This window comes from Rhizobium sp. NXC24, assembly GCF_002944315.1.
In the GTDB taxonomy this organism is placed as follows: domain Bacteria; phylum Pseudomonadota; class Alphaproteobacteria; order Rhizobiales; family Rhizobiaceae; genus Rhizobium.
In genome coordinates this window covers 1,462,682-1,489,436 of the sequence record NZ_CP024311.1, presented here as the reverse complement: position 1 = coordinate 1,489,436, position 26,755 = coordinate 1,462,682, and the positions used below count along the sequence as shown (strand labels likewise).

Below are 26,755 nucleotides of genomic sequence, written 5' to 3'. Positions count from 1 at the left end.
CGCCCGCCCGGCTCCGCATCCTACAATTTAAGATTTACATAAAATACTTCCGGTCGCAATTGCGCCTATCGGACAAGCCTTTGAAGCGGGAAAAAAGCAATTCCGGTGGGCGGCTCCGCTTCAAGTCTTCCTTAAACTTCGAAGTCTAACCTGTGGCCATACGAGTATTGCGTTTTGGTATGTGTATATGAAGTCGCGTTTCTTTTTCGGGCTTGGCCTACTGTCGGCCACAGCCCTTGTTCATCCTGCCTTCGCGGAGGATGCCCGCACATTGCAGATCGTCGTATCGAAGGACCGGCAATCGCTTGCCGTCTATGACGGCGACCAGGTGGTGGCGACATCGAAGGTTTCGACCGGCAAGCGCGGCCATACGACACCGAGCGGCATCTTCTCCATTCTGGAGAAGGAGGTCTATCACGAGTCCAATCTCTATTCGGCGTCGCCGATGCCCTTCATGCAGCGGCTGACCTGGTCTGGTATCGCGCTGCACGAATCCAATTCGGTGCCGAACTATCCCGCCTCGCACGGCTGCGTGCGCATGCCCAAGGCCTTCGCCAAGATGCTCTACCAGATGACCGAACGCGGCGTGCATGTCGTTATCGCCGACCAGCCGCTGGTGCCGCAGCCTTTCCAACATGCCATGTTGTTTCAACCCGAAGTCGCACCCGCCGCCGCTCTGTTCTCCGATCTCGAACTGCGCCCGACGACGACCGGTTTTCTGCCGCAGGCGGAGCCGGTGCAAGTCGCCACGAACGATGTCGCCGCTCTGCCCATACCGGAGGCCGTACGGGCAGTGCCCACCGCCGACCAGGCGCCGCTTGGCATTCTCATCACACGCCGAGGTCTGCGGGAAAATGTCCGCGATCTGCAGGGCATCTTGAACGATATGGGCTTTGTTACCGGCACGCCGGACGGCATGCTTGGACCGGCGACGGTGCAGGCGATCGCGGATTTCAAGAAAGCCCACAACATCACGACATCGGGCGGACTGGTGAGCCCGGCGCTGATGAAGGCGGTCTATGAGGTCGCCGGCAAGGGCGCACCGCCGAACGGCGAAATCATGGTTCGGCAGAATTTCAAACCGCTGTTCGAAGCTCCCGCCATCATCGCCGAGCCACAGGAAGCCCTTGGCACGCATTTCTTCACCGCCCATACGATCGACAAGGTGAACGGCAAGGCGGACTGGTTCGGCGTGACGCTGGAAGACGATCTTTCCAAGGAGGCGAAGAAACGCTTCGGTATCACCAGCGAGGCGCAGGCGGAATCGCTCGACGCCGCCGACCGCGCGCTCGACCGCATCACCATACCCGATGACGTCAGGCGCAAGATCGAGGATCTGCTGACGGCAGGTTCGTCGCTGACGATTTCCGACACCGGCATCGGCCCGGAAACCGGCGACGGGACCGATTTCATCACCATCACCAATCGCGGCGCCCTTGGGAAAAACGGCTAGAGCGGCTAGCGTTTCACGGAATCTCAGAACCGCTCTGTCCTATTGTTCTCTCGCAATTCCGGACGGAAAACCGCTGCGCACTTTTCCTGGAATTGCTTTAGACCAGCTCGACGTCGATCACGCCGGGCGCGGTGCGTAGCGCGGCTGCAATCTCCGGCGTGATGCGGTATTTCTCCGGCAGCGCCACCTCCACCTCGCGCTTGCCCTCCTCCTTGATGACGATGAAGGAGACCAGGCCGTCGCCCTTGGCGTTGAGATGCGCGGCAACCGCTTTCAAAGGACCGGAATCGCGGACATAGACACGCAGCGCCTTCTGCATCTGCAGCGACTTTTCCTCCAGCGACTGCGCCGTCTGTAGGCGCAGACTGATGCCTTCCGGCCGTTCGTCCGCCTGCGCAGTGATGACGAAGGATTTGCCGACTTCCAGCACGTCGCGATACTGATTGAGCACTTCCGAAAACAGCACAGCTTCGAACTGGCCGGAGGCATCGGAGAAGACGAAGATGCCCATCTTGTTGCCGGTGCGCGTCTTGCGCTCCTGCTTGGAAATCACGGTGCCAGCCAAGCGACCGTTGCTGGCCCCCTGCTTCACCGCCGCCGAAAAATCGGCAAAGGTCTGCACGCGCATCTTGTTCAGGACGTTCTTGTAAGTGTCGAGCGGATGGGCCGTGAGGTAGAAGCCGAGCACCTGGAATTCGCGTAGCAGCCGCTCTGAGGCGAGCCAGGGGGTGAAAGGCGGGAATGAGATCTTCTCAGGTCCCGAGGCAGCGCTTCCGAACATATCGGACTGACCACTTCGCTTGTTTTCCTGCGCGACCTGCGCATAGCCCATGACCCGGTCCAGTCCACCGATCAGTTGCGCGCGGTCGATATCGAAGCAATCGAAGGCGCCCGCGGAGATCAGGCTTTCCAGCACCCGGCGATTGATCTGCTTCGGATCGATGCGCAGGCAGAAATCCTCGATGCCGGCAAAAGGCTGGTCGCCGCGCACCTCGACAATATGGTCGACGGCGGATTCGCCAACGCCCTTGATGGCGGCCAGCGCATAGTAGATCCGGTTGTCGCCCGTTTCGAAATGGCGGAACGAGGTCTGGATCGATGGCGCGATGACTTCAATGCCGAGGCGCTTGGCGTCCTGGCGGAAGTCGTTGACCTTTTCGGTGTTCGCCATATCGAGCGTCATCGAGGCCGCGAGGAACTCCACCGGATAATGCGCCTTCATATAGGCGGTCTGGTAGGAGACGATGGCGTAGGCGGCGGCGTGCGACTTGTTGAAGCCGTAGTTCGCGAACTTGGCGAGCAGGTCGAAAATGACGTCCGCCTGTCCCTTCGATACGCCATTCTTGACAGCGCCGTCGACGAAGCGTTCGCGCTGCTGATCCATCTCGGCCTTGATCTTCTTGCCCATGGCGCGGCGCAGAAGATCGGCCTCGCCGAGCGAGTAACCAGACAGGACCTGGGCGATCTGCATCACCTGCTCCTGATAGACGATAACGCCCTGCGTCTCCTTCAGCAGATAATCGATCGTCGGATGGATCGATTCGATCTCTTCCTCGCCGTGTTTGCGGGCATTGTAGACCGGTATGTTTTCCATCGGGCCCGGACGATAGAGGGCGACCAGCGCGATGATGTCCTCGATGCAGTCCGGGCGCATGCCGATCAGCGCCTTGCGCATGCCCGCACTTTCTACCTGGAACACGCCGACCGTCTCACCGCGCGAGAGCATGTCGTAAGTCTTCTTGTCGTCGAGCGGAATGCTGGCGAGATCAAGCGTAATGCCGCGCTTGGCGACGAAATCGACGGCTGTCTTTAGAACCGTCAGCGTCTTCAGGCCGAGGAAGTCGAACTTGACCAGGCCGGCCTGTTCCACCCATTTCATGTTGAACTGGGTGACCGGCATGTCGGAGCGCGGGTCTCGATACATCGGCACCAGCTTCGACAGCGGCCGATCGCCGATGACGATGCCGGCGGCGTGTGTCGAGGCATGGCGATAAAGGCCCTCGATCTTCTGGGCGATATCGAGCAGACGGGCAACGACCGGTTCCTTGTCGGCCTCCTCCTGCAGACGTGGTTCCTCCTCGATCGCCTTGCTGAGCGGGGTCGGATTGGCGGGGTTGTTCGGCACCAGCTTGCAGATCTTGTCGACCTGGCCGTAGGGCATTTCCAGCACGCGCCCAACGTCGCGAAGGGCGGCGCGCGCCTGAAGGGAACCGAAAGTGATGATCTGCGCCACCTGCTCGCGACCATATTTGGCCTGGACATAGCGGATCACCTCTTCGCGACGATCCTGGCAGAAGTCGATGTCGAAGTCCGGCATCGACACGCGCGACGGATTGAGGAAGCGCTCGAACAGCAGCGAGAAACGCAGCGGATCGACGTCGGTAATCGTCAGCGCATAGGCAACCAATGAGCCCGCGCCAGAACCGCGGCCCGGGCCGACCGGAATATCATGCTGTTTGGCCCATTTGATGAAGTCCGCGACGATCAGAAAGTAGCCGGGGAATTTCATGCGCTCGATGACGCTGAGCTCGAACTCCAGCCGCTCGCGATAGTCCTTCTCCGCATAGCCGGCCGCCATGCCGAGCGAGGAGAGACGCCGATCGAGACCTTCGACCGCCTGGGCGCGCAGTTCCGCCGCCTCGGCGCGTTCGGCTTCCTCCGGATCGTCGGTGGCGCCGGTAAAGCGCGGCAGGATCGGTTTGCGTGTCTTCAAGACGAAGGAACAGCGCCGGGCGATCTCGACGGTGTTCTCCAAGGCTTCCGGCAGATTGGCGAACAGCTTCGCCATATCGGCGCGGCTCTTCAAATAGTGATCCGGTGTCAGGCGAAAACGAGTGTCGTCCGAAACAATGGCATTGTGGGCGACCGCCATGAGGGCGTCGTGGGCCTCATAGTCCTCACGCGTCGGGAAGAAGGCCTCGTTGGTCGCGACCAGCGGCAATTCATGCTCATAGGCGAGCGCGATCATCTTCTGTTCGTGGCGACGATCATAGGTGCCGTGACGTTGCAATTCGACATAAAGCCGATCACCGAACAGGTCCTTGAGCGTCAGCAGACGCGACAGCGCCTGCGGCGCGTGGCCTTCCTTCAACGCCATATCGACCGGACCGCCAAGCGAACCGGTCAGCGCAATCATGCCGTCCGTGCCGATTTCCTTCAACCAGGAGGCGGTGATATGGACAGCCTGATTGCCTTCGCCGCCCAGATAGGCGCGGCTCACGAGATCGACCAGCCGCTCATAGCCCCGCTCCGTGGCGGCGAGCAACACGATGGACGGCAGCTTGGCGAGTGCCTGTTGCGGGCCGCGCTTTTCGCCCTCGACACTATCTTCCATGTCGATCGACACCTGGCAGCCGATGATCGGCTGCAGGCCCTCATCCATCGCCTTCTGGGAAAACTCCAGCGCGATGAAAAGGTTGTTGGTATCGGTGATGGCGATGGCCGGCTGATTGTCGCCCGCCGCCTTGGCGAGGATCTTCTTTAGCGGCAATGCGCCTTCGAGCAGAGAATATGCGGAATGGACGCGAAGATGCACGAATTCCGGCGTATCTCCGACCGGCGCACCCGCTGCGCCGCTGCTCATCATATCCGCCATCATATGCCTTTCCGCATGCCCAAATGAATCGGCTGCATTTTCGGCATAGCGGACGATAAAGTCCATAAGTTGACTTCATGATTCACGGGCGCATCGCAACACCCGTGGGGATAAGTTTCACATCGCCATCATGATGAGGGAAAAGCTGGCGACAAACATGACGATGGAGGTGAATGCTGCAACGTCTCGAATGATATCGGTCATTTACGCGCTCCTTACTCGTTATGTTTCTTTTTTGTTCTATTTATGTTCGAGAGTCAATAGCTGCATCAATAATTTTCATCATCAGTATTTTGAAGAGTACCAATGGACCGAAGCACAACCCCTAAGCTATGAAAACGCGAGGGGGGATCACGATGAAACCACTTGCCTGCGCTCTCATTCTGCTTTCGGTTACATCCGCGGCTCACGCTGACGATACCATTGCGCCCGACCGCATCATCGACGCGGCGGTCGGCGATTGGAACAAGGACGGTAAGCCGGACCTTGCTTTGCTGGCGTTGGCCCCGCCAGACGACGAGACCACGATCGGCATCTATATTTATCTCCGCGACAAAGAACATCAGTTGCTCAAGCTGGCGGCCGCCGCACCCGACAAAGTATGGGGCCGAGGCGAGCCGGGCGGTATCTTCGGTCAGGAGCCTTCGATCACGGCGCTGCCCAATGGTTCGATCGCCGTCATGTCCCAGAATGACGCGATCGGGCGCGACCGCTGGCATCAGACGCTCACCCTCGCCTTCCGCAACAACGCCTTCGTCGTCGCCGGCTACACCTTTGATTACCGGGACAATCTCGAAGCCGATAGAAGCTATAGCTGCGACTACAATGTCCTGACGGGCAAGGCGACGAAGAGTGGCAGGGAACTCCAGACTCAAGCCAAAACCATCAAGATCCAGGACTGGAAAGACGATATCGGCCGGAAAGTTTGTGGGGAAAACACGTAGCGGCTTTTCATTTGTTCACCGTATGTTCTTTACTTGCTATCGAGCGCGTGGCATTCTGTGCCCTCACCACGAATGGAGAGGGACATGCCGGATCTTGCCGCGCTGAACGATTTTATTGTTGCCGCGAAGGCGGAGACCTATGTCGGCGATGGCGAGAGGCTGCCGTCCTGCCGGAGCGGCTCGCATGACATCGGCTATGCCAGCGGCCGCTGCCGCTATCTCGATAGCTATTTCGGCGGCACGGATTTCGCCGGACAGGAAGTCGTCTGGTACGATGACGAGCCGGTCTGGGCGATGAATTATTTTGGACGAATCGTCGAGCCCGATCTGATAGATGGCAGGGCTGCAGGGATGGTCATCAAGGCGGCGCTCATGCGGCTCTACCTCGATGAGAAACGCTTTCTCGGCGGTTTCGAATTCACCCATTCATTTGGCCAGTATGTCGATCGCAGTACCGGCGGCTGCGATCATTTTATCGGCCATGAGGTCATCCTCGTAAACGGACGTAAGGCCTATGAGCTGGATTACCGCGGCGGACTGATCGTCCCTTGATGGGCACCGTCAGAATTCGACGACCTTACCGTCATGGATAGTCACGCGGCGGTCCATGCGAGCCGCCAGTTCGTGATTGTGCGTGGCGATCAGCGCGGCAAGCCCGGACTGACGCACCAGCGCCTCCAGCGCGTCGAAGACGTAATGCGCCGTATCAGGATCGAGGTTGCCGGTCGGCTCGTCGGCCAAAAGCACCAGCGGTGCGTTGGCAACGGCGCGGGCAATCGCGACGCGCTGTTGCTCACCGCCGGAAAGCTCGGCCGGGCGGTGATCGGCGCGATGACCAATGCGCATATAGTCGAGGAGCTGGGCAGCGCGAGCGCTTGCCTCTTTCCGGGAGAGACCGGAAATCAACTGCGGCATCATGATGTTTTCTAGCGCGGAAAACTCGGGCAACAGATGGTGGAACTGATAGACGAAGCCAATCTCGCTGCGACGGACGGCCGTGCGCTTTTCATCGGACAGTCCCTCACAGGCCTGGCCATTAATCGTCACCTCGCCGCCATCTGGATGTTCGAGCAGGCCGGCAACGTGCAGAAGCGTCGATTTCCCCGTTCCCGACGGCGCGACCAGGGCAACGATCTCGCCGCTGGTCAAGGCGAAATCGGCGCCCTTCAGGATCGACAGCCGCGTTTCGCCCTGCCCGTAATGACGCTCCACGCCCGTAAGCTGGAGAACGACGTTGCGTTTGATCAAATGTGGAATTCCTTATTCGTACCTTAGCGCCTGCACCGGATCGAGCCGCGAGGCACGCCAGGCCGGAAAGATCGTGGCGAGGAAGGAGAGCGTCAGCGCCATCACGACCACGGAGAGGGTCTCGCCGAGATTCATTTCCGCCGGCAACTTGCTGAGGAAATAGACCTCGGGATTGAAGATCACCGTGCCGGATATCCAGGAGAAGAACTGACGGATCGATTCGATGTTGAGGCAGACGACGACCCCGAGCGCGACGCCGGCGACGGTGCCGACGACGCCGATCGCCGCGCCCGTCATGAAGAAGATGCGCATGATCGCCCCCGACGTCGCGCCCATGGTGCGCAAAATGGCGATGTCGCTTCCCTTGTCCTTCACCAGCATGATCAGACCGGAAATGATGTTGAGCGCCGCGACGATGACAATCAGCGTCAGGATCATGAACATGGTGTTGCGCTCGACCTGCAGCGCCGAGAAGAAGGTCTCGTTCACCTGCCGCCAGTCTGTCAGAAAGACCTGCCGCCCCGCCGCCGCTTCGATCTGCGGCCTCAGTGCGTCGACATCATCCGGGTTGCTGACGAAAAGCTCGATCTTCTCGACGATCCCCTCGGCATTGAAAAAGAGCTGCGCCTCCTCCAGCGGCATGAAGACGACGGAGGAATCGTATTCCGACATGCCGACTTCGAAGATGCCGGAGATCGTATAGGCCTTGACGCGCGGATTGACCCCGAAAGGCGTCACGTCGCCCTCCGGCGCAGTCAGCGTAATCTGGTCGCCGACCGTCAGACCCAGTTGCCGCGCCAGACGCGAACCCACCATGACGCCCTGGCCGGCGGTGAAGCCGACCATGTCGCCATCGACGATGTGGTCCGAAACGGTCTTGAGCTTGGTGAGGTCTTCGGCGCGGATGCCGCGCACGAGCGCACCGGTTCCCGAACCGCCGCGACCGGAGGCAAGCGTCTCGCCTTCGACCAGCGGCAGGGCCATGGTGACACCGGGGACGGCAGCGAGCCTCTGTGCCAGCGCGGCATAATCATTCAGCGGCGAATCCACGGGCTGAACAACGACATGGCCGTTGAAACCAAGAATCTGCTTGAAGAGCTCGGCGCGAAAACCGTTCATGACCGCCATGACGATGATCAATGCCGCAACGCCCAGCATGATACCGACCAGCGAGAAGCCGGCGATGACCGAGATCGACGCCTCCTTGCGCCGGGCGCGCAGATAGCGCCAGGCGACAAGCCGCTCGAAGCCGGAGAACGGACGCGATGACGGGCCGGTTTTGAAGGCCTTCTCCTGCTGCTTCACTGCCTCGCCTACCGCCATTCGCTTCTCATCCTATCGTTTATCAGCCTGCCAGCCGATTGATCGCCGCTTCGACGGTGATCGTTTCGCGGGCGCCGGTCTTGCGATCCTTGACTTCCACTTCGCCGTTCGCGATCGAACGCGGCCCGACGATGATCTGCATGGGCACGCCGATCAGGTCGGCAGTGGCGAACTTCGTTCCGGCACGATCGTCCGTATCGTCAAGCAGAACGTCCTTGCCGGCCTTCGAGAGCGCCGCGTAGATCGTCTCGCAAGCCGCGTCGCAGGACTGATCGCCGGCCTTCATGTTGATCACGACGGCATCAAAGGGCGCGATCGACGCCGGCCAGATGATTCCGTTCTCATCATGCGATGCTTCGATGATGGCGGGAACAAGGCGTGTCGGGCCAATACCGTAAGAACCCATATGGACGGCATGCTCCTTGCCGTCAGGACCCTGCACTTTCGCGCCCATCGGTTCGGAATATTTCGTGCCGAAATAAAAGATATGGCCGACCTCGATGCCACGGGCCGACAGGCGCTCGCCTTCCGGAATGGCGTTGAAGGCCGCCTCGTCATGCATCTCGGAGGTCGCCGCATAGACCGACGTCCATTTGTCGAAGATGGCTTTCAGGCCAGCGACGTCATCAAAATTCGTGTCGTCTGCGGGGATGTCGAAATTGACGAAATCCTTGTGGCAGAAGACCTCCGATTCGCCGGTGTCGGCGAGGATGATGAATTCATGGCTGAGGTCGCCGCCGATGGGGCCGGTGTCGGCGCGCATCGGAATTGCCCTGAGACCCAGTCGATTGAAGGTGCGCAGATAGGCAGCGAACATCTTGTTATAGGAGTGCACCGCACCTTCGAGCGTCAGATCGAAGGAATAGGCATCCTTCATCATGAATTCGCGCGAGCGCATGGTGCCGAAGCGTGGACGGATCTCGTCGCGAAACTTCAGTTGGATATGATAGAGGTTCAACGGCACGTCCTTGTAGGACTTGACGTAGGAGCGGAAGATGTCGGTGACCACCTCCTCATTGGTCGGGCCGTAGAGCATGGGGCGCTCCTGACGATCCTGGATGCGCAGCATCTCCTTGCCATAGGCGTCATAACGGCCGCTTTCCTGCCAGAGCTCGGCCGACTGCAGCGTCGGCATCAGCAGCTCGATGGCGCCGGCACGGTTCTGTTCCTCGCGGATGATATTGTTGACCTTGTCGAGGACGCGCTTGCCCAGCGGCAGCCAGGAGTAAATGCCTTGCGACTGCTGGCGGATCATGCCGGCGCGCAGCATCAGCCGATGGGAAACAATTTCAGCCTCTTTGGGATTTTCCTTCAGAATGGGCATGAAGTAACGAGACAGGCGCATGGGCTGATTCCAGATGGTTTGACGTTCCGCATTTGGCGGAATCGTTAGAAATTTAACTGCTGGAGGAGTTCATAACTGCTTCGGCGCAGGAAAGAAACCCGCATTTAGCGCGAGTAAAGCGGACGAACACCCGCAAATGTTGGGCAACGTCATATATTTTTGGAAATTCGAAAAAATGCACGTTTATAAGGATTTGGGAGAGAAATGTGTCAACAGAAAAATTCTGCGCGACTGTAGCAAAAATGCAAAAAAACAGATGACAACGGCCAATCTTTGAGCTAATTTTAGCTCACAAAAGAGGCAAGAAGGCTAAATTCTTGTCGTTTCGCGGTCAAGTCTTGGGAGGATCAGATCTTAGGCGCGCTCGCTCGCAGCCCCGGCAACGGATAAGGATCACGCGATACTTAAAAACAAGGCTTACAGCCTTGTTTTTTTTTGCTTTTCTGCGGCCCTGATCACGACCTTTTCGAGCCGGCAGGCTTTGGAACCGTTCCCAACCGCAGTCAAGTCAACGCGACGGCATCATCGCCGTTGCGCAGCCTCTTTGCCTCAAACTGATGACAAGGGTATGACGGATTGCTGACTATTCGGTGGCGAAGGATTTCAGCCGCAAATTGCAAAGAATTTCAAGGATAAACGTCAGCCGTCGTAGCGTGGAATGATCGGTGGGATCGAGTTGAAGCCGATGCCCAGATAGTGGGAGCTGATGTACCAGGCGCCGTAGATCAGGCCGGATACCAGCGTCGTGATCAGCACCACTCTTAAACCACGGAATTTCGTCGGCGCACTTTCGACGGTGCCGAGGACCACATGATTGTCTTCGGCTTGGGTGCGCAACCCAAACGGCAGGATGGCGAAGAGCGTGATCCACCAGACAACGAAATAGACAGCGCATGTCGAAAAAATCTGCTGGACCATTATGCTTCCTCAAGACAGGCTTCAAACCGGCCCGCACTCTCCTCGTCCCAACCAGCTTATAGAGCCAAAGCTTCCTTGTTTCAAAGCGCAGTTCAGCGCTCTAATGTCACACTGCTGTGTCGAACGCCGATCTAAGGGGTCGCGCTCTGCTCAAGCTCGATGAGAGTCCCAAAAAAATCCTTGGGGTGCAGGAAGAGCACCGGCTTGCCGTGGGCGCCGATCTTCGGCTCGCCATTGCCGAGCACACGGGCGCCGGCGTCGAGAAGCCGATCACGTGCGGCCAGAAGATCATCCACCTCGTAGCAGATATGGTGCATGCCCCCATCGGGGTTCTTCGCCAGGAAGGCCGATATCGGCGAGGCGTCGCCGAGCGGTTCCAATAGCTCGACCTTGCCGTTCGGCAGATCTATGAAAACGACGGTGACACCGTGTTCCGGCAAGGGCTGCGGCGCCGAGACCTTGGCGCCGAGCGTATCGCGATAGGTGGCGGAAGCGGCGGCGATATCAGGAACGGCAATCGCGATGTGATTGATGCGTCCGAGCATGGCTGCCCCTCCCCCCCGACCAGATAGAAACGCTATTAACCGGGCACGCGCGTGACGAACACCGTCACGACCGGCTTCTTGCCCCAGCCATGGTTGGCAGCGGCGCGTACGGCGCGACGCACAGCTTCCTGCAGCATGTCGATATCCTTGCGGCGGGCGCGCGGGATGCTTTCGATGGCGCTGACGATGGCATCGAAGAGCGTGTCTTCCATATCCTCGCCTTCGTCGTCATAGGCCGGCAAGCCGATCGCGACGAGATCGGGATCGCCGACGATCTCATAACGGGCATCGAGCAGGACATTCACGGCGACATGGCCGACATAGGCGAGCTTCTTGCGCTCGCCTATGCCCATCTCGTCAAAATCGCCGATCAGCGTGCCATCCTTGAAGATGCGGCCATGCGGCGCCTCGCCGATCACCTCGACCGGGCCTGGAGCCAGCCGCAATATGTCGCCGTTGCGAACCCGTGGCACGATGGAAATGCCGGATTGTTCGGCCAATTCCTTATGTGCGGTCAGATGCGTCGCCTCGCCATGCACCGGCACGACGATCTTCGGCCGCGTCCATTCATACATCCTCTGCAGCTCGTTGCGGCGCGGGTGGCCGGAGACGTGGACCAGCGCTTCAGCATCCGTCACCACATGCACGCCCTGCTCGGTGAGCCCGTTCTTGATATCCTGGATGGCCTTCTCATTGCCGGGAATGGCGCGCGAGGAGAAAACGACGATATCGCCGGCGGCGAGCGCGACGTTGCGCATTTCGTCGCGCGAAAGTTTGGCAAGAGCAGCGCGCGGCTCGCCTTGGCTGCCGGTCAGGATGACGACCACCTTGTCGCGCGGGATATAGCCATATTCATCTTCGGCGATGAACGGCTTGATGCCCTCCATGATGCCGATGTCACGGGCAACATCGACAACGCGCTTCAGCGAACTGCCAAGCAGCAAAATCTCGCGGCCTGCGGCCTCGGCGGCCTCGGCAATGGTGCGGATGCGGCCGACATTCGAGGAGAAGGTGGTGATCGCAACCCGGCCCTCGGCATCCTCGATGATCTTGCGCAGGCTTTCGGAAACATCCTTTTCCGAGGGAGATACGCCGTCTCGCAACGCATTGGTGGAATCGCACATCAATGCCAGCACGCCTTCATCACCGAGTTGGCGGAAACGCGCCTCATCGGTCAGCGGTCCAAGCGATGGCTCGTGATCGATCTTCCAGTCGCCGGTGTGAATGACATTGCCAACCGGCGTGCGGATCACCAGCGACATAGGCTCGGGAATGGAGTGATTGACGCCGACGCCTTCGATGCTGAAGGGGCCGACATTGATACGATCGCCGGCCTTGAACGGCGTGATCGGGATTTCGCCCATCGCCTTCTCATAGTCGCGCTTGGCTTCCAGCAGGCCGGCTGTGAAGGCCGACGCATAGACGGGAACGTTCAGGCCCGGCCAGAGATCATTCAATGCGCCATAGTGATCCTCATGCGCATGCGTGATGATGATGCCTTTGAGATTCTTGCGTTCCTTGGCGAGGAAACGGATATCGGGGAGCACGAGATCGACGCCGGGCAGGTCCGGCCCCGGAAAGGTGACGCCGCAATCGACCATGATCCACTGGCGATGCTCCGGCGCGCCATAGCCGTAAAGCGCGAGATTCATGCCAATCTCGCCGACGCCGCCGAGTGGCAAAAACACCAGTTCGTCTTGGTTTGCCATATCTATCTTTTACCTACGATCTGAAAAAAACATCGCCCGCAGCAATCGGCAAAATCTTGCCGCCGCCAGTATCGAGCATCAACAAGCCATTATCATCGATTCCGGCAAAATGGCCGGAAATCGAACGGTCCGGCAGATTCACGGCGATCTTTTCCCCGATGCCGCAGGCAACCTCGCGCCAGCGTGCTGTAACCTCGCGAACACCTTTGCCGCTATTCCAGACCGCCAAGGCTTCGGCCATGGACGCATAGAGATGCGCAAACAGTTCTTCCGGCGATACGGTCGAGCCATGCTCATGCAGGCAGGTGACCGGATAGAGCGGGTTTTCCGGCTTGACGGCAATGTTGATGCCGATGCCGATCACCAGCGCATAGCGTCCATCGGGAAGAGCTTCTCCCTCGATCAGAATGCCGCAAGTTTTCTTGCGGCCGATCAGGATATCGTTCGGCCATTTGACCTCGACCGGTTCCGCGGCCAGAGGCAGCACGCTCCGCACCGCTTGGTGCACGCCAACGGCGACAGCCAGCGGCAGGGAGCCAAGGCGGTCCATCGGAGCCGGATCGATCAGAAGGAGGGAAGCATAAAGATTGCCGGGTTCGGACACCCAGGCGCGTCCGCGGCGTCCACGGCCACCCGTCTGGCGGCCCGCTGTTACCCAGAGATTGCCGGCATCACCTGCCCGCGCCCGCTCCAGGCATTCGCTATTGGTGGATGCAGTCTCTGAAAGGGCAACATGCCGGAAGTCGGCGAGCGACTTCCGGCTGTTCATGTCAGACGCCATCAAAACAACGTCGCGGCAGCGAGATCGGCCGCACCGCCGATAGCACCGCCGAAGAAGACATAGGTGACGACGAAGAGACCGGAAAGGCCGAAGACCAGACGCAGCGAACCGGCCGTACGGGTGAACTCGTCCTTGGCTTCATCGAACCACATCACCTTGATGACGCGGAGATAATAGTAGGCGCCGACGACCGATGCGAGAACGCCGATGATGGCGAGCGCATAGAGATGGGCCTGGATGGCAGCGACGAAGACGAAGTACTTCCCGAAGAAGCCTGCGAGCGGCGGGATACCAGCCAGCGAGAACATCAGCGCCGTCAATACGACAGCCATGAAGGGATTGGTCGTGGAAAGGCCGGCGAGATCGTCGACATTCTCAACCTGACGGCCGTCGTCGCGACGCATCGCCATGATGATGGCGAAGGAGCCGAGCGTCATGGCCATGTAGATGACCATGTAAAGCATGACACCGGAGACGCCGGTCTTGCTGCCGGCGGCAAGACCAACAAGCGCATAGCCCATGTGACCGATGGAGGAATAAGCCATCAGTCGCTTGAAGTTGCGCTGACCGATTGCGGCGAAGGAGCCGAGCAGCATCGAAGCGATCGAGATGAAGACGATGATCTGCTGCCAGTCGGCAAGCACCGGATGAAAAGCGGTGACGACGATACGGGTCAAGATCGCCATGGCCGCAACTTTCGGGGCGCCGGCAAAGAAGGCGGTGACCGGGGTCGGCGCACCTTCATAAACGTCCGGCGTCCACATGTGGAACGGCACGGCAGAGATCTTGAAGGCAAGGCCCGCGAGAACGAAGACCAGACCAAAGACGAGGCCGAGCGAACGGGTCTCGGAGCTGAGCGCCGTGGCGATCGCATCGAAGGTGGTGTGGCCGGTGAAGCCATAGACAAGCGACATGCCGTAGAGCAGCATGCCCGACGACAGTGCGCCGAGCACGAAATACTTCAGACCGGCTTCCGTCGACTTGACGCTATCGCGGTTGATGGCGGCAACGACGTAGAGCGCCAGGGACTGGAGCTCCAGCGATAGATAGAGCGAGATCAGGTCATGCGCCGAGATCATCAGCAGGATGCCGAGGGTCGCCAGCAGCAGCAGCACGGGGAATTCGAAACGATCGAGCTGCTGCTCGCGCGCATGTCCCATGCTCATGAACATGGCGACGATCGAGCCCACGAGGGCGACGATCTTCATGAAGCGCGAAAAGCCATCGGCGAGATAAGCGCCGCCGTAAGCCAGGCCTTCGCCCGGCACGAAGATGATCCAGAGACCGGCCACTGCGAGAACTGCAATGGCAAGGCCGGTGACCGTCGGTCCCGACCGTTCGCCCGCGAAGACGCCGATCATGAGCAGCACAAGCGCACCGACCGCGAGGATAAGCTCCGGGATGGAAAGATGCAGGCTTGCAAGAATTGTGTCAGCAGTCATGTCGAATAAGTCCCGTCATCAATTCATCGACAGCGCAACATTCTGCGCGGCGTGCAGGGCTGCGGTGTAGTTGTTCACAAGCAGATCCACCGAAGCGGCCGTCGCATCGAAGATCGGAGCCGGATAGACACCGAAGAAGATCGTCATCGCGATCAGCGGATAAAGGATGAGCTGTTCGCGCGGCGACAGATCCAGCAGCTTCTTGAGGTTTTCCTTTTCCAGCGCGCCGAAGATAACGCGGCGGTAGAGCCAGAGCGCGTAAGCGGCTGAAAGAATAACGCCGGTCGCGGCGAACAGTGCAACCCAGGTGTTGGCGCGGAAGACGCCGATCAGGGTCAGGAATTCACCGATGAAGCCGGAGGTGCCGGGCAGACCGACATTGGCCATGGTGAAGACCATCATCGCAACGGCATATTTCGGCATGTTGTTGACGAGACCGCCATAGGCCGCAATCTCGCGGGTATGGGTGCGGTCGTAGACCACGCCGACGCAAAGGAAGAGTGCGCCGGAGACGATACCGTGCGACAGCATCTGGAAAATCGCGCCCTGAACACCCTGCTGGTTGGCAGCAAAGATGCCCATGGTGACATAGCCCATGTGCGCGACCGAGGAATAGGCGATCAGCTTCTTGATGTCTTCCTGCATCATCGCCACCAGCGAAGTGTAGATGATGGCGATGACGGACAGAGCGTAGACGAGCGGCGCGAAATATTCCGACGCGTTCGGGAACATGCCGATCGAGAAGCGGATGAGACCATAACCGCCGAGCTTCAGAAGAATGCCGGCCAGAATAACCGAGCCTGCCGTCGGCGCCTGAACGTGCGCGTCGGGCAACCAGGTGTGAACCGGCCACATCGGCATCTTCACCGCGAAGGAGGCGAAGAAAGCCAGCCATAGCCACGTCTGCATCTGCGGCGGGAACTTGTAGGCGAGCAACGCCGGGATATCCGTCGTGCCGGCCTGCCAGTACATCGCCATGATGGCAAGCAGCATCAGCACCGAGCCGAGCAGCGTATAGAGGAAGAATTTGTAGCTGGCATAGACGCGATCCTTGCCGCCCCAGACGCCGATGATCAGGAACATCGGGATGAGACCGGCTTCGAAGAAGACGTAGAACAGCACGATATCCAGCGACGTGAAAACGCCGACCATCATCGTCTCGAGGACGAGGAAGGCGATCATGTAGTCCTTTAGGCGCTTCTCGATCGAGAGCCAGCTCGCCAGCACGCAGAAGGGCATCAGGAAGGTGGTCAGGATGACGAACAGCATGGAGATGCCGTCGACGCCCATGTGATAGCTGATGCCGGAGCTCAGCCAGTCATGCTTCTCGATCATCTGGAAGCCCGGATTGGCATTGTCGAAGCCAATCCAGACGAACAGCGACACGACGAACGTGAAGACCGTGGTCAGCAGCGATACGTTGAGGATGTTGCGGCGGCCGTTGGGTCCGTCATCCCGCATGAACGACAGGAGAAGGACGCCCACCAGCGGCAGGAAGGTGACCGTTGAAAGAATAGGCCAATCGGTCATCAGAGGGAACTCCCGAGCATCATCCAGGTAACGAGGGCCGCAATACCGAGCAGCATCGCGAAGGCATAGTGATAGAGGTAACCGGTCTGCAGGCGAACAACGCGGTTGGTGACATCGACGACGCGGGCGGCGACACCGTTCGGGCCGAACGTGTCGATGACCCCGATATCGCCCTTCTGCCACAGGAAGCGACCAAGCGCCTTGGCAGTGCGAACGAAGAGGAAGTCATAGAGCTCATCGAAGTACCACTTGTTCAGCAGGAATTCGTAGAGCACGCGATGCTGCTGCGCGAGGATGCGCGGCGTCTGCGGCGACCTGATGTACATGTACCAGGCCAGAACGAAGCCGAGCAGCATAGCGATGAACGGGCTGACGCTCACCCAAGCCGGAACATGTTCCATCTCTTCGAAGATGTGGTTGGTCGGCAGTGTGAACAGCGCAGTCTTCCAGAACTCGCCATAGGCCTCGCCAACGAAATCGTTTCTGAAGACCATGCCCGCGGCGGCAGCCCCGAGCCCCAGCAGATAGAGCGGGATCAGCATGACGTTCGGCGATTCATGCACGTGATGCATGACCTCATGCGAAGCGCGTGGCTTGCCGTAGAAGGTCATGAAGATCAGACGCCAGGAATAAAAGCTCGTGAACAGGGCGGCAATAACCAGCAGCGTAAAGGCAAAGCCTGCGGCCGGGCCTTGCGAGGCAAAGGCAGCTTCGATGATCGCGTCCTTCGAAATGAAGCCCGCGAAGCCGAAATGCGTGAAGGGGATGCCGACGCCGGTAATCGCCACCGTGCCGGTGATCATCATCCAGAAAGTGTTCGGAATATGCTTACGCAGACCGCCCATGTGGCGCATGTCCTGCTCGCCGTCGACGGCGTGAATCACCGAACCGGCACCGAGGAAGAGCAGCGCTTTGAAGAAGGCGTGCGTGAACAGGTGGAAGATGGCTGCGCCATAGGCGCCGACGCCGAGAGCGACGAACATGTAGCCGAGCTGCGAACAGGTCGAATAGGCGATGACGCGCTTGATATCGTTCTGCACGAGACCGACGGTTGCCGCAAAGAAGGCCGTAATCGCACCGATGATGGTGACGAAGGTCAGGGCGTCCGGCGACAGTTCGAAGATCGGCGACATGCGAGCGACGAGGAAGACGCCGGCGGTGACCATGGTCGCGGCATGGATGAGCGCCGACACCGGGGTCGGGCCTTCCATGGCGTCCGGCAGCCAGGTGTGCAGCAGGAACTGCGCCGACTTACCCATGGCGCCCATGAAGAGCAGCAGGCAGACGCCGGTCAGTGCATGCGCACGATCAAGATGCATGCCGAAGAGATTGAGCACGATATCGCCCGGCTGACCGCCCTGCCCCGCGGCAAAGCTCTGGGCGTTGCCAAAGATGACGTCGAAATTGATCGAGCCGAAGAGAACGAAGACGCCGGCGATACCGAGCACGAAACCGAAGTCGCCGACGCGGTTGACGATGAAGGCCTTGATCGCGGCCGCAGATGCGGACGGCTTCTTGAACCAGAAACCGATGAGCAGATAGGAGGCCAGACCGACGCCTTCCCAGCCGAAGAACATCTGGGCGAGGTTGTCGGAGGTCACCAGCATCAGCATGGCGAAGGTGAAGAGCGAGAGATAGGCGAAGAAGCGCGGACGATGCGGATCGTGATGCATGTATCCGATCGAATAGATGTGAACGAGGGTCGAAACCGTGTTCACGACGATCAGCATCACCGAGGTCAGCGTATCGATGCGCAGCATCCAGGAGACATCGATGCCGCCGGACTGGATCCAGCGCAGCACTTCCACCTTGATCGGGCCCTCGGCGTGACCAAGCGCGACCGTGAAGAAGACGATCCATGACAGAACCGCGGCGACGATCATCAAGCCGCTGGTAACGTATTCCGAAGCCTTGGCACCGATCCCGCGGCCGAACAGGCCGGCAATGATCGCGCCGATCAGGGGAAGAAAGACGATAGCCTTATATAAAAACATAGCTGTATCAGCCCTTCATCACGTTGACGTCTTCGACCGCGATGGAACCGCGGTTACGGTAGAAGACGACGAGAATTGCAAGACCGATGGCCGCTTCGGCAGCAGCGACGGTCAGAATGAACAGAGCGAAGACCTGGCCGACGATATCGTTGAGGAACGACGAGAAGGCGACCATGTTGATGTTGACCGCAAGCAGGATGAGCTCGATCGACATCAGGATGATGATGACGTTCTTGCGGTTCAGGAAAATGCCGAAAACGCCGAGCACGAAAAGGATGGCGCTGACCGTCAGGTAGTGGGAAAGTCCGATGACCATATTCTTGTTCCTTTGACCCTCGTGCCGCGCCTTAGACGCCCTGCCCCGGCTTGACCTTGACCACCTCGACGGCGGTCGCAGGCGTGCGGGCGACCTGTTGCGGAATGCTCTGGCGTCTGACGTGGGTGCGATGCCGCAGCGTCAGCACGATCGCGCCGATCATCGCGACCAGAAGCACAAGACCGGCGATCTCGAAGAAATAAACGTAGTTGGTATAAAGCACGTCGCCGAGTGCTGCGGTGTTCGTGCGGGTCGTCACCGCCGGGATCGGCATAGCGACCGACTTAGCGACAACAGGTGAAATCACGCTGCCGCCGATGACGACGATCAGCTCGGCGGCGAGAATGATGCCGATCAGCGCGCCGATCGGTGCATATTCCAAAATGCCTGCCCTGAGCTCGGAGAAGTCGATGTCGAGCATCATGACGACGAAGAGGAAGAGGACTGCGACGGCGCCGACATAGACGACCAGCAGGATCATCGCCAGGAATTCCGCCCCCATCAGCAGGAAGAGGCCGGCGGCATTAAAGAATACCAGGATGAGGAACAGGACCGAATGGACCGGATTCCGCGCCGAGATAACCATGAACGCCGACGCCACCGCGACAAAGGCGAAGATATAGAAAAAAAGAGCCTGCAGACCCATGTTGGTGCCTTTTTCGTCTTCCCCCGGGCAGCCGGGAGTGTCCCTGCCCGATGGGACTTGGCTGGACATGCGTCCGGCAAAGCCCCGGTCTCTATTCCACCGCGACGGCGACAATCTCAGCCGCCCGTCACGGCATATTCAAAATTCCGCTTAGCGGTACGGCGAGTCCATCGCGATGTTGCGCGCGATTTCGCGTTCCCAGCGGTCGCCATTTTCGAGAAGCCGCGCCTTGTCGAAATAAAGCTCTTCGCGGGTTTCCGTGGCAAATTCGAAGTTCGGCCCTTCGACGATGGCGTCGACCGGGCAAGCCTCCTGGCAGAAGCCGCAATAGATGCACTTCACCATATCGATGTCGTAGCGCACCGTGCGGCGGGTGCCGTCATTGCGGCGCGGCCCGGCTTCGATGGTGATGGCCTGAGCAGGACAGATGGCTTCGCAGAGCTTGCAGGCGATGCAGCGCTCTTCGCCGTTGGGATAACGGCGCAGCGCATGTTCGCCGCGGAAGCGCGGGCTGACCGGCCCCTTTTCGAAGGGATAATTGATCGTCGCCTTCTGCTTGAAGAAATAACGCATCGACAAAAAGAATGCGCCGACGAATTCCTTGAGGAACAGTGAGCTGACGGCGTTGGAAAGTCCGGCCATCTTCAACCTCCAAATCTGCTTGAAGCGAGGATCGACATCATCATGCCCATCCCGTCAGCTTCAGCACGAATGCAACGATAATGACCATAGCGAGCGACAGCGGCAGGAACACCTTCCAGCCAAGGCGCATGAGCTGGTCGTAGCGGTAGCGCGGCACGAACGCCTTGACCATCGCGAACATGAAGAAGACGAGGCACGACTTCAGCAGGAACCAGATGACGCCGGGGACCCAGTTCAAGATCCAGATATCGACCGGCGGCAGCCAGCCACCGAGGAAGAGGATCGTGGTCAGCGAGCACATCAAAACGACGGCGGCATATTCGCCGAGCATGAACATCATGTACGGCGAAGAGCCATATTCGACCATGAAGCCGGCAACCAGCTCCGATTCCGCTTCCGGAAGATCGAATGGCGGACGGTTCGTTTCAGCGAGCGCCGAAATGAAGAACACGATGAACATCGGGAACAACGACAGCCAATGCCAGTCGAGGAACGACGCCGGCAGGCCGAGCTTGGTACCGAGGCCGGTCTGCTGCGACATGACGATATCGGTCAGGTTCAACGAACCAACGCAGAGCAGCACGGTAACGATGACGAAGCCGATCGAGACTTCGTAGGACACCATCTGCGCGGCGGAACGCAGCGCGCCGAGGAACGGATACTTCGAGTTCGAAGCCCAGCCGCCCATGATGATGCCGTACACTTCCAGCGACGAAATCGCCAGAATGTAGAGGATGCCGACATTGATGTCGGCGATGACCCAGCCATGCGCCAGCGGCACGACGGCCCAGGTGGAGAGCGCCAGGACCACGGAGACGAGCGGCGCCAGCAGGAAGACGGTCTTGTTGGCGCCGGCCGGGATGATCGGCTCCTTGACCATGAACTTCAAAAGGTCGGCGAAGGACTGGAACAGGCCAAAGGGACCGACGACGTTCGGGCCGCGGCGCAACTGAACCGCCGCCCAGATCTTGCGGTCGGCAAGAAGGATATAGGCGATGAAGATCAGCAGGCAGACCAGGAGCAGCAGGGACTGACCGATGATAATCAGCGCCGGCCAAAGATAGGTCGAAACGAATGAATCCATAGTCCTCTGCCCTTACTCTGCCGCAGCCTGGAAATTGTTGCGGGCCAATGCCGAGCACTCGGCCATGACGGCCGAGGCGCGCGCTATCGGGTTCGTCAAATAGAAGTCTTTGATCGGCGAAGCAAATGCGGATTTGCCCATCGCGCCGGCTTTTTTCGCAAGTGCGACAATTTGGGCGCTATCGCCTTCAGCGATCTCGTCGATGCCGGCGAAATGCGGGAACGCAGCATAGAGCTTGGCGCGCAATTCTCTCAGCGAATCAAAGGGAAGCTTCTTGCCGAGCACGTCGGAAAGGGCGCGGATGATGGCCCAGTCCTCGCGAGCGTCGCCCGGTGCGAAACCGGCACGATTGCCCATCTGAACGCGGCCTTCTGTGTTGACCCAGGTGCCCGACTTTTCGGTGTAGGTAGCGGCCGGCAGAATGACGTCCGCATTGTGCGCGCCATTGTCGCCGTGCGAGCCGATGTAGACAGTGAACTTCGCACCCTTGCGGGTGAAGTCGAGCTCGTCAGCGCCCAGCAGGAAGAGGACGTCCATCGACGACAGCATCGCCGCAGCGTTGACGCCCTTTGCACCCGGCACGAAGCCGAGGTCGAGGCCGCCGACGCGGGAAGCTGCGGTATGCAGCACGGCAAAGCCATTCCAGCCGTCCTTCACGACGCCGACAGCGGCAGCGAGCTTGGCGGCATTCGCCAGCACTTCGGCGCCGTCTTCGCGGATGAGCGCGCCCTGACCGATGATGATCATCGGCTTCTGCGCATTCTTCAGAACGTCGGCGAAGCTGTGCGAACCGCCGACGACATCAGCCAGCGTATCCGGACCAGCGCCGAGATAGTCATAGGAGTAACGCAGGTCGGCATGTTCGCCGATCACACCGATCGGGAACTTACCCTTGCGCCAGCGTTTGCGGATGCGCGAGTTCAACACGGCCGCTTCGAAGCGCGGAGTGGCGCCGATGATCAGCAGCGCATCGGCAGCTTCGATGCCCTCGATGGTCGGGTTGAAGATGTAGCTTGCACGGCCAAGCGACGGATCAAGCGCCGTCCCGTCCTGGCGACAGTCGAGATTTTCCGACCCCAGCGACTTCAGCAGTTCGGAGAGCGCGTACATTTCCTCGACGGAAGCAAGATCGCCGGCGATCGCGCCGATCTTGTCGCCGCTGGTGGCGGCAACCGCAGACTTGATGGCGGCGAAGGCATCACCCCAGGTCGAAGCCTGCAGGCGGCCATCCTTGCGGACATAGGGCTTGTCGAGACGCTGCGTCTTCAGACCGTCCCAGATGAAGCGGGTCTTGTCGGAGATCCACTCTTCGTTGATCTGCTCGTTGACGCGCGGCAGCACGCGCATGACTTCGCGGCCACGGGTGTCGACGCGGATGGCCGAGCCGAGCGCGTCCATGACGTCGATCGATTCGGTCTTGTTCAGTTCCCACGGACGAGCCGTGAAGGCGAAGGGCTTCGAGGTCAGCGCGCCGACGGGGCAAAGGTCAACGACATTGCCCTGCAGCTCGGAGGTCATTGCCTGCTCAAGATAGGTGGTGATTTCGGCATCTTCGCCGCGGCCGATCAGGCCAAGTTCGGAAATGCCGGCGACTTCCGTGGTGAAGCGGACGCAGCGCGTGCAGTGGATGCAGCGGTTCATCACGGTCTTGACGAGCGGGCCGATGTACTTGTCCTCAACGGCACGCTTGTCTTCCTGATAGCGCGAACTATCGATACCGAAGGCCATGGCCTGGTCCTGCAGGTCGCATTCGCCGCCCTGGTCGCAGATCGGGCAATCCAGCGGGTGGTTGATCAGCAGGAATTCCATCACGCCTTCGCGGGCCTTCTTGACCATCGGCGTGTTGGTGAAGACTTCCGGAAGCTCGCCGTTCGGGCCGCCGCGGATATCGCGCACACCCATAGCGCAGGAGGCCTGCGGCTTCGGCGGACCGCCCTTCACCTCGACGAGGCACATGCGGCAATTGCCGGCTACCGACAGTCTTTCATGGAAGCAGAAGCGCGGGACTTCGGCGCCGGCTTCCTCGCACGCCTGGATAAGCGTGTAGTGATCCGGAACTTCGATCTCTTTACCGTCAATCTTCAGTTTTGCCATCGTCCACTCAGTCCTATGTCACGTCTGCCGCCGAACCTGGCTGCAGACAATTTCATGATCGCAACACCGTCTCGCCACCGGCGCGGCATTTTGAGCCGCATGGCACCGGTCTTGCTCACAATCACCTTTGCCGAACCTTGCCCCCACAAGATCAGCGTCCCGGCTGAAACATCGCGAGACCCCGCCCGCAACATGCCCACCGCCCTATTCACACTCTTCGGCCGCTTGGGGCATCGCCGAAGAAAACTCTCAACCCCGACCTCTTGGCTGGAGCGCTTTTGCCTGGCCAATCCAATCGTCGCGCCGGATACGGCCGTCGAAACCGAGTTCCGCATCGATCCGCTCGACATCCGCCTCGTTCCAAGCGGCGATATCGGCAAAGCGTAGAACGCCGCGTTCGTTCAGAACCTGCTCCAGCTTCGGACCGATACCCGAAATCCGCTTCAGGTCGTCGGTCTTCACGACGGCCTTGCGGTTGCGCGCTGGCGCCGCTGCAGGCTTTGCCGCAACTGGCTCGGGAGCAACAACCGCAGCCTTGGCGCGGGCTTTGGAGGGCGTCTTTACCGGCGCCGCTTTCGCCGAGACTGGCTTCGGTTCGGCCTTCCTCACCTCAACCGGTGTTGCTTGAACGGGCTTTGCTTCGACCGGCTTGGCAACGGGCGATGCCTTCACGACCTTCGCTTCCCCTGCCCCGTCAGTCTTTGCGCTCGGCTTCTCCTCGACCGCGGTATCGTCCGTCTCGTCAAGCGCGACAGAGAGCTTGTTGGTCGCCTCGACCGCGCCCTGCAGCGCGCCGAAGAATGCGCCGGCCATCTGCGACGAGAAGCCGAACCCGATCGCGGTCGCGGCGGCAAAGGCTGCCGCCGGATGCGCCATCAAAGGGTGGATCGGCAAAATGGGCGAATTCCGCAGCATATCCGCTGCAATACGGCCGAGATCGGCCGATGCATCGGCTGCCCTGCTGTTCTGCGTGGTATCTGTGCTCTTCGCCATCATCGTCCTTACTCGGCCGCTTCCAGCACCGCTCCGTGGCTCGTTGCATTGGCCGTGTATTGGTCAATGCGCTTTTCGATTTCCGGGCGGAAGTTGCGGATCAGGCCCTGTACCGGCCATGCGGCGGCGTCGCCGAGCGCACAGATGGTATGGCCTTCGATCTGCTTCGTCACCTGGAACAGCATGTCGATTTCGCGCTTCTGCGCATTGCCCCTGGCCATGCGCTCCAGCACGCGCCACATCCAGCCGGTACCTTCACGGCACGGCGTACACTGGCCGCAGCTTTCATGCTTGAAGAAGGCCGAGATGCGAGCAATCGCCTTGATGATGTCGGTCGACTTGTCCATGACGATCGCAGCCGCCGTACCGAAGGACGACTTGACTTCGCGCAGACCGTCAAAATCCATCGGGCAATCGATAATGTCGGCCGCCGGAACGACCGGGCACGATGCGCCGCCGGGGATGACAGCAAGCAAATTGTCCCAGCCGCCACGAATGCCGCCGCCATGCTTCTCGACGAGCTCGCGGAAAGTGATGCCCATCGTTTCTTCGACCGTGCATGGACGATTGACGTGACCGGAAAGCGTGAACAGCTTCGTGCCGACATTGTTCGGACGGCCGAAAGACGAGAACCAACCGGCGCCGCGACGCAGGATCGTCGGGGCAACGGCGATCGATTCGACGTTGTTGACGGTCGTCGGGCATCCATAGAGACCCATGTTGGCCGGGAACGGCGGCTTCAGCCGCGGCTGACCCTTTTTGCCTTCCAGGCTTTCGAGCAGCGCGGTTTCTTCGCCGCAGATATAGGCGCCGGCACCGTGATGAACGAAAACATCAAAATCCCAGCCGAGCTTATTGTTTTTGCCCAACAATCCGGCGTCATAGCATTCGTCGATCGCAGCCTGCAGGGCTTCGCGTTCGCGCATGTATTCGCCGCGGACATAGATATAAGCCGTGTTCGCACCCATGGCGAAACCGGCGATGACGCAGCCTTCGATCAGCGTATGCGGATCGTGGCGCATGATATCGCGGTCTTTGCAGGTGCCCGGTTCGGACTCATCGGCATTGACGACGAGATAATGCGGGCGGCCATCGCTTTCCTTCGGCATGAAGGACCACTTGAGGCCGGTCGGGAAGCCAGCGCCGCCGCGGCCGCGCAGACCGGATGCCTTCATCTCGTTGACGATCCAGTCCCGACCCTTTTCGAGGATCTGCTTGGTGCCGTCCCAGTGGCCGCGGCTCATCGCGCCTTTCAGGGACTTGTCCTTGAGACCGTAGATATTGGTAAAGATGCGATCCTGATCCTGTAACATACCTTACCTCTTACTCAGCCTTGTCGCCGACAGCCGTATTGTCTTCTTTGGCCGGAGCAGCCTTCGGATGCTCGGCGGACAGCGCCGTCTTGCCATCGGCCGGGCTCTTCAGCGCCGGATTGGTCTCGGCATCGCTGCTAACGGGCTTGGCTGCCTCGGATGGCGGCAGAGCAACCGTTTCGGCGGCAACTTTAGCACCGGCCTTCTTCTTCGTCTTCGTCGCCGGCGAATCCAGAAGCGACGTCAAACCACCTTCCGGTGCGGAGAAAACGCGATCGATCTGCGGACCGGTCGGAACTTCGCTGCCCTTGCCTGCGACGAATGCATCGATGATCTCTTCGAGACGTTCCGGCGTCAGATCCTCATAGGTATCCTTGCCGATCACGACCATCGGTGCGTTGACGCAGGCGCCCTGACATTCGACTTCTTCCCAGGAGAGCGTGCCTTCCGCGTTGCGCTCCAGCGCGTGGGCGGCGATCTTGCTCTTGCAGACCTTCACCAGGCCTTCAGCGCCGCGCAACATGCAGGGCGTCGTGCCGCAGACCTGAATATGAGCGCGGCTGCCGACCGGATGCAGTTGGAACTGCGTGTAGAAGGTGGCGACTTCGAGTGCCCGGATATAGGCCATATCAAGCATATCGGCGATCTTTTCGATGGCCGCCTTGGTGACCCAGCCGTCCTGCTCCTGCGCGCGCATCATCAGCGGGATGATCGCGGATTGCTGGCGGCCCTCGGGATATTTCTTGATCGTCTTTTCAGCCCAAGCCGCGTTCTCCTGGTTAAAGGCGAATGCGGCAGGCTGGAATTGATCTTCGGCTAGTCGACGAACGGACATCTTTC

The 26,755-nt window shown here is 59.8% G+C and carries 21 protein-coding genes and 1 pseudogene; 3 read left to right on the top strand and 19 right to left on the bottom strand.

Going from position 1 to position 26,755, the window contains the following annotated elements; translation table 11 throughout:
* The first annotated feature begins 187 nt into the window (after positions 1-187).
* A complete protein-coding gene (locus NXC24_RS07340) occupies positions 188-1,453 on the top strand; it encodes a L,D-transpeptidase family protein (RefSeq protein ID WP_104822702.1) in 1,266 nt (421 codons plus the stop codon).
* 97 nt (positions 1,454-1,550) lie between these two features.
* Here NXC24_RS07340 and dnaE read toward each other — a convergent pair whose 3' ends face one another.
* Entirely contained in the window at positions 1,551-5,048 is a 3,498-nt protein-coding gene (gene dnaE / locus NXC24_RS07335; protein WP_199773567.1) for a DNA polymerase III subunit alpha, read from the bottom strand.
* 356 nt (positions 5,049-5,404) lie between these two features.
* On the opposite strand from dnaE, the gene NXC24_RS07330 reads away from it, so the two are divergent.
* Both NXC24_RS07330 and NXC24_RS07325 read left to right on the top strand, forming a co-directional pair.
* The gene (locus NXC24_RS07330) at positions 5,405-5,992 is read left to right on the top strand and encodes a hypothetical protein (RefSeq protein ID WP_104822701.1); all 588 of its coding nucleotides are present in this window, start codon (positions 5,405-5,407) and stop codon (positions 5,990-5,992) included.
* Between the two features lie 84 nt (positions 5,993-6,076).
* Positions 6,077-6,544 carry a DUF5680 domain-containing protein gene (locus NXC24_RS07325; protein WP_104822700.1) on the top strand — a complete coding sequence of 156 codons (468 nt, stop codon included), beginning with the start codon at positions 6,077-6,079 and terminating at the stop codon, positions 6,542-6,544.
* Between the two features lie 9 nt (positions 6,545-6,553).
* On the opposite strand, the gene NXC24_RS07320 is transcribed toward NXC24_RS07325, so the two are convergent.
* The 18 genes and pseudogenes from NXC24_RS07320 to nuoE all read right to left on the bottom strand — a co-directional run.
* On the bottom strand, positions 6,554-7,237 hold the full coding sequence (locus tag NXC24_RS07320) for an ABC transporter ATP-binding protein (RefSeq protein WP_104825055.1): 684 nt from the start codon (positions 7,235-7,237) through the stop codon (positions 6,554-6,556).
* Positions 7,238-7,252: 15 nt separating this feature from the next.
* A complete protein-coding gene (locus NXC24_RS07315; RefSeq protein WP_104822699.1) occupies positions 7,253-8,563 on the bottom strand; it encodes a lipoprotein-releasing ABC transporter permease subunit in 1,311 nt (436 codons plus the stop codon).
* Between the two features lie 22 nt (positions 8,564-8,585).
* Positions 8,586-9,908, bottom strand: a complete 1,323-nt coding sequence (gene proS / locus NXC24_RS07310; RefSeq protein WP_104822698.1) for a proline--tRNA ligase — start codon at positions 9,906-9,908, stop codon at positions 8,586-8,588.
* Between the two features lie 639 nt (positions 9,909-10,547).
* On the bottom strand, positions 10,548-10,826 hold the full coding sequence (locus tag NXC24_RS07305; RefSeq protein WP_104822697.1) for a DUF1467 family protein: 279 nt from the start codon (positions 10,824-10,826) through the stop codon (positions 10,548-10,550).
* Between the two features lie 131 nt (positions 10,827-10,957).
* A complete protein-coding gene (gene mce / locus NXC24_RS07300) occupies positions 10,958-11,371 on the bottom strand; it encodes a methylmalonyl-CoA epimerase (RefSeq protein ID WP_104822696.1) in 414 nt (137 codons plus the stop codon).
* Positions 11,372-11,406: 35 nt separating this feature from the next.
* Positions 11,407-13,080 carry a ribonuclease J gene (locus NXC24_RS07295; RefSeq protein WP_104822695.1) on the bottom strand — a complete coding sequence of 558 codons (1,674 nt, stop codon included), beginning with the start codon at positions 13,078-13,080 and terminating at the stop codon, positions 11,407-11,409.
* A gap of 13 nt (positions 13,081-13,093) precedes the next feature.
* Positions 13,094-13,861 carry a biotin--[acetyl-CoA-carboxylase] ligase gene (locus tag NXC24_RS07290; protein ID WP_104822694.1) on the bottom strand — a complete coding sequence of 256 codons (768 nt, stop codon included), beginning with the start codon at positions 13,859-13,861 and terminating at the stop codon, positions 13,094-13,096.
* Positions 13,861-15,303, bottom strand: coding sequence for an NADH-quinone oxidoreductase subunit NuoN (nuoN, locus tag NXC24_RS07285; RefSeq protein ID WP_104822693.1), 1,443 nt, complete (start codon positions 15,301-15,303; stop codon positions 13,861-13,863). The genes NXC24_RS07290 and nuoN overlap by 1 nt, the downstream gene beginning before the upstream one ends.
* Positions 15,304-15,321: 18 nt before the next feature.
* A complete protein-coding gene (locus NXC24_RS07280; protein WP_104822692.1) occupies positions 15,322-16,833 on the bottom strand; it encodes an NADH-quinone oxidoreductase subunit M in 1,512 nt (503 codons plus the stop codon).
* Complete coding sequence (gene nuoL / locus NXC24_RS07275; protein ID WP_104822691.1) at positions 16,833-18,827, bottom strand: NADH-quinone oxidoreductase subunit L; 1,995 nt, start codon at positions 18,825-18,827, stop codon at positions 16,833-16,835. Before nuoL ends, NXC24_RS07280 begins: the two co-directional genes overlap by 1 nt.
* 7 nt (positions 18,828-18,834) lie before the next feature.
* A complete protein-coding gene (nuoK, locus tag NXC24_RS07270; protein WP_004122490.1) occupies positions 18,835-19,143 on the bottom strand; it encodes an NADH-quinone oxidoreductase subunit NuoK in 309 nt (102 codons plus the stop codon).
* A 31-nt stretch (positions 19,144-19,174) separates the two neighbouring features.
* Complete coding sequence (locus tag NXC24_RS07265; RefSeq protein WP_104822690.1) at positions 19,175-19,789, bottom strand: NADH-quinone oxidoreductase subunit J; 615 nt, start codon at positions 19,787-19,789, stop codon at positions 19,175-19,177.
* A gap of 150 nt (positions 19,790-19,939) precedes the next feature.
* Positions 19,940-20,431, bottom strand: a complete 492-nt coding sequence (gene nuoI, locus NXC24_RS07260) for an NADH-quinone oxidoreductase subunit NuoI (protein WP_104822689.1) — start codon at positions 20,429-20,431, stop codon at positions 19,940-19,942.
* 40 nt (positions 20,432-20,471) lie between these two features.
* Positions 20,472-21,515: an NADH-quinone oxidoreductase subunit NuoH gene (gene nuoH / locus NXC24_RS07255; protein ID WP_104822688.1), complete on the bottom strand. Its 1,044-nt coding sequence runs from the start codon at positions 21,513-21,515 to the stop codon at positions 20,472-20,474.
* Between the two features lie 12 nt (positions 21,516-21,527).
* Entirely contained in the window at positions 21,528-23,609 is a 2,082-nt protein-coding gene (nuoG, locus tag NXC24_RS07250; protein ID WP_104822687.1) for an NADH-quinone oxidoreductase subunit NuoG, read from the bottom strand.
* A 249-nt stretch (positions 23,610-23,858) separates the two neighbouring features.
* Positions 23,859-24,602 carry a 5' DNA nuclease gene (locus NXC24_RS07245; protein ID WP_104825054.1) on the bottom strand — a complete coding sequence of 248 codons (744 nt, stop codon included), beginning with the start codon at positions 24,600-24,602 and terminating at the stop codon, positions 23,859-23,861.
* A gap of 8 nt (positions 24,603-24,610) precedes the next feature.
* Complete coding sequence (gene nuoF / locus NXC24_RS07240) at positions 24,611-25,915, bottom strand: NADH-quinone oxidoreductase subunit NuoF (protein WP_104822686.1); 1,305 nt, start codon at positions 25,913-25,915, stop codon at positions 24,611-24,613.
* 49 nt (positions 25,916-25,964) lie between these two features.
* Positions 25,965-26,750 (bottom strand): annotated as a pseudogene (nuoE, locus tag NXC24_RS07235) (NADH-quinone oxidoreductase subunit NuoE); the annotation flags it as partial.
* Between the last annotated feature and the right edge of the window lie 5 nt (positions 26,751-26,755).

Bases quoted from the DNA above. Each gene is read 5' to 3' on its own strand.
- NXC24_RS07340 (WP_104822702.1), top strand. From the start codon at position 188: ATGAAGTCGCGTTTCTTTTTCGGGCTTGGCCTACTGTCGGCCACAGCC.
- dnaE (WP_199773567.1), bottom strand. From the start codon at position 5,048: ATGGCGGATATGATGAGCAGCGGCGCAGCGGGTGCGCCGGTCGGAGAT.
- NXC24_RS07330 (WP_104822701.1), top strand. From the start codon at position 5,405: ATGAAACCACTTGCCTGCGCTCTCATTCTGCTTTCGGTTACATCCGCG.
- NXC24_RS07325 (WP_104822700.1), top strand. From the start codon at position 6,077: ATGCCGGATCTTGCCGCGCTGAACGATTTTATTGTTGCCGCGAAGGCG.
- NXC24_RS07315 (WP_104822699.1), bottom strand. From the start codon at position 8,563: ATGGCGGTAGGCGAGGCAGTGAAGCAGCAGGAGAAGGCCTTCAAAACC.
- proS (WP_104822698.1), bottom strand. From the start codon at position 9,908: ATGCGCCTGTCTCGTTACTTCATGCCCATTCTGAAGGAAAATCCCAAA.
- NXC24_RS07305 (WP_104822697.1), bottom strand. From the start codon at position 10,826: ATGGTCCAGCAGATTTTTTCGACATGCGCTGTCTATTTCGTTGTCTGG.
- mce (WP_104822696.1), bottom strand. From the start codon at position 11,371: ATGCTCGGACGCATCAATCACATCGCGATTGCCGTTCCTGATATCGCC.
- NXC24_RS07295 (WP_104822695.1), bottom strand. From the start codon at position 13,080: ATGGCAAACCAAGACGAACTGGTGTTTTTGCCACTCGGCGGCGTCGGC.
- NXC24_RS07290 (WP_104822694.1), bottom strand. From the start codon at position 13,861: ATGGCGTCTGACATGAACAGCCGGAAGTCGCTCGCCGACTTCCGGCAT.
- nuoN (WP_104822693.1), bottom strand. From the start codon at position 15,303: ATGACTGCTGACACAATTCTTGCAAGCCTGCATCTTTCCATCCCGGAG.
- NXC24_RS07280 (WP_104822692.1), bottom strand. From the start codon at position 16,833: ATGACCGATTGGCCTATTCTTTCAACGGTCACCTTCCTGCCGCTGGTG.
- nuoL (WP_104822691.1), bottom strand. From the start codon at position 18,827: ATGTTTTTATATAAGGCTATCGTCTTTCTTCCCCTGATCGGCGCGATC.
- nuoK (WP_004122490.1), bottom strand. From the start codon at position 19,143: ATGGTCATCGGACTTTCCCACTACCTGACGGTCAGCGCCATCCTTTTC.
- NXC24_RS07265 (WP_104822690.1), bottom strand. From the start codon at position 19,789: ATGGGTCTGCAGGCTCTTTTTTTCTATATCTTCGCCTTTGTCGCGGTG.
- nuoI (WP_104822689.1), bottom strand. From the start codon at position 20,431: ATGGCCGGACTTTCCAACGCCGTCAGCTCACTGTTCCTCAAGGAATTC.
- nuoH (WP_104822688.1), bottom strand. From the start codon at position 21,515: ATGGATTCATTCGTTTCGACCTATCTTTGGCCGGCGCTGATTATCATC.
- nuoG (WP_104822687.1), bottom strand. From the start codon at position 23,609: ATGGCAAAACTGAAGATTGACGGTAAAGAGATCGAAGTTCCGGATCAC.
- NXC24_RS07245 (WP_104825054.1), bottom strand. From the start codon at position 24,602: ATGGCGAAGAGCACAGATACCACGCAGAACAGCAGGGCAGCCGATGCA.
- nuoF (WP_104822686.1), bottom strand. From the start codon at position 25,915: ATGTTACAGGATCAGGATCGCATCTTTACCAATATCTACGGTCTCAAG.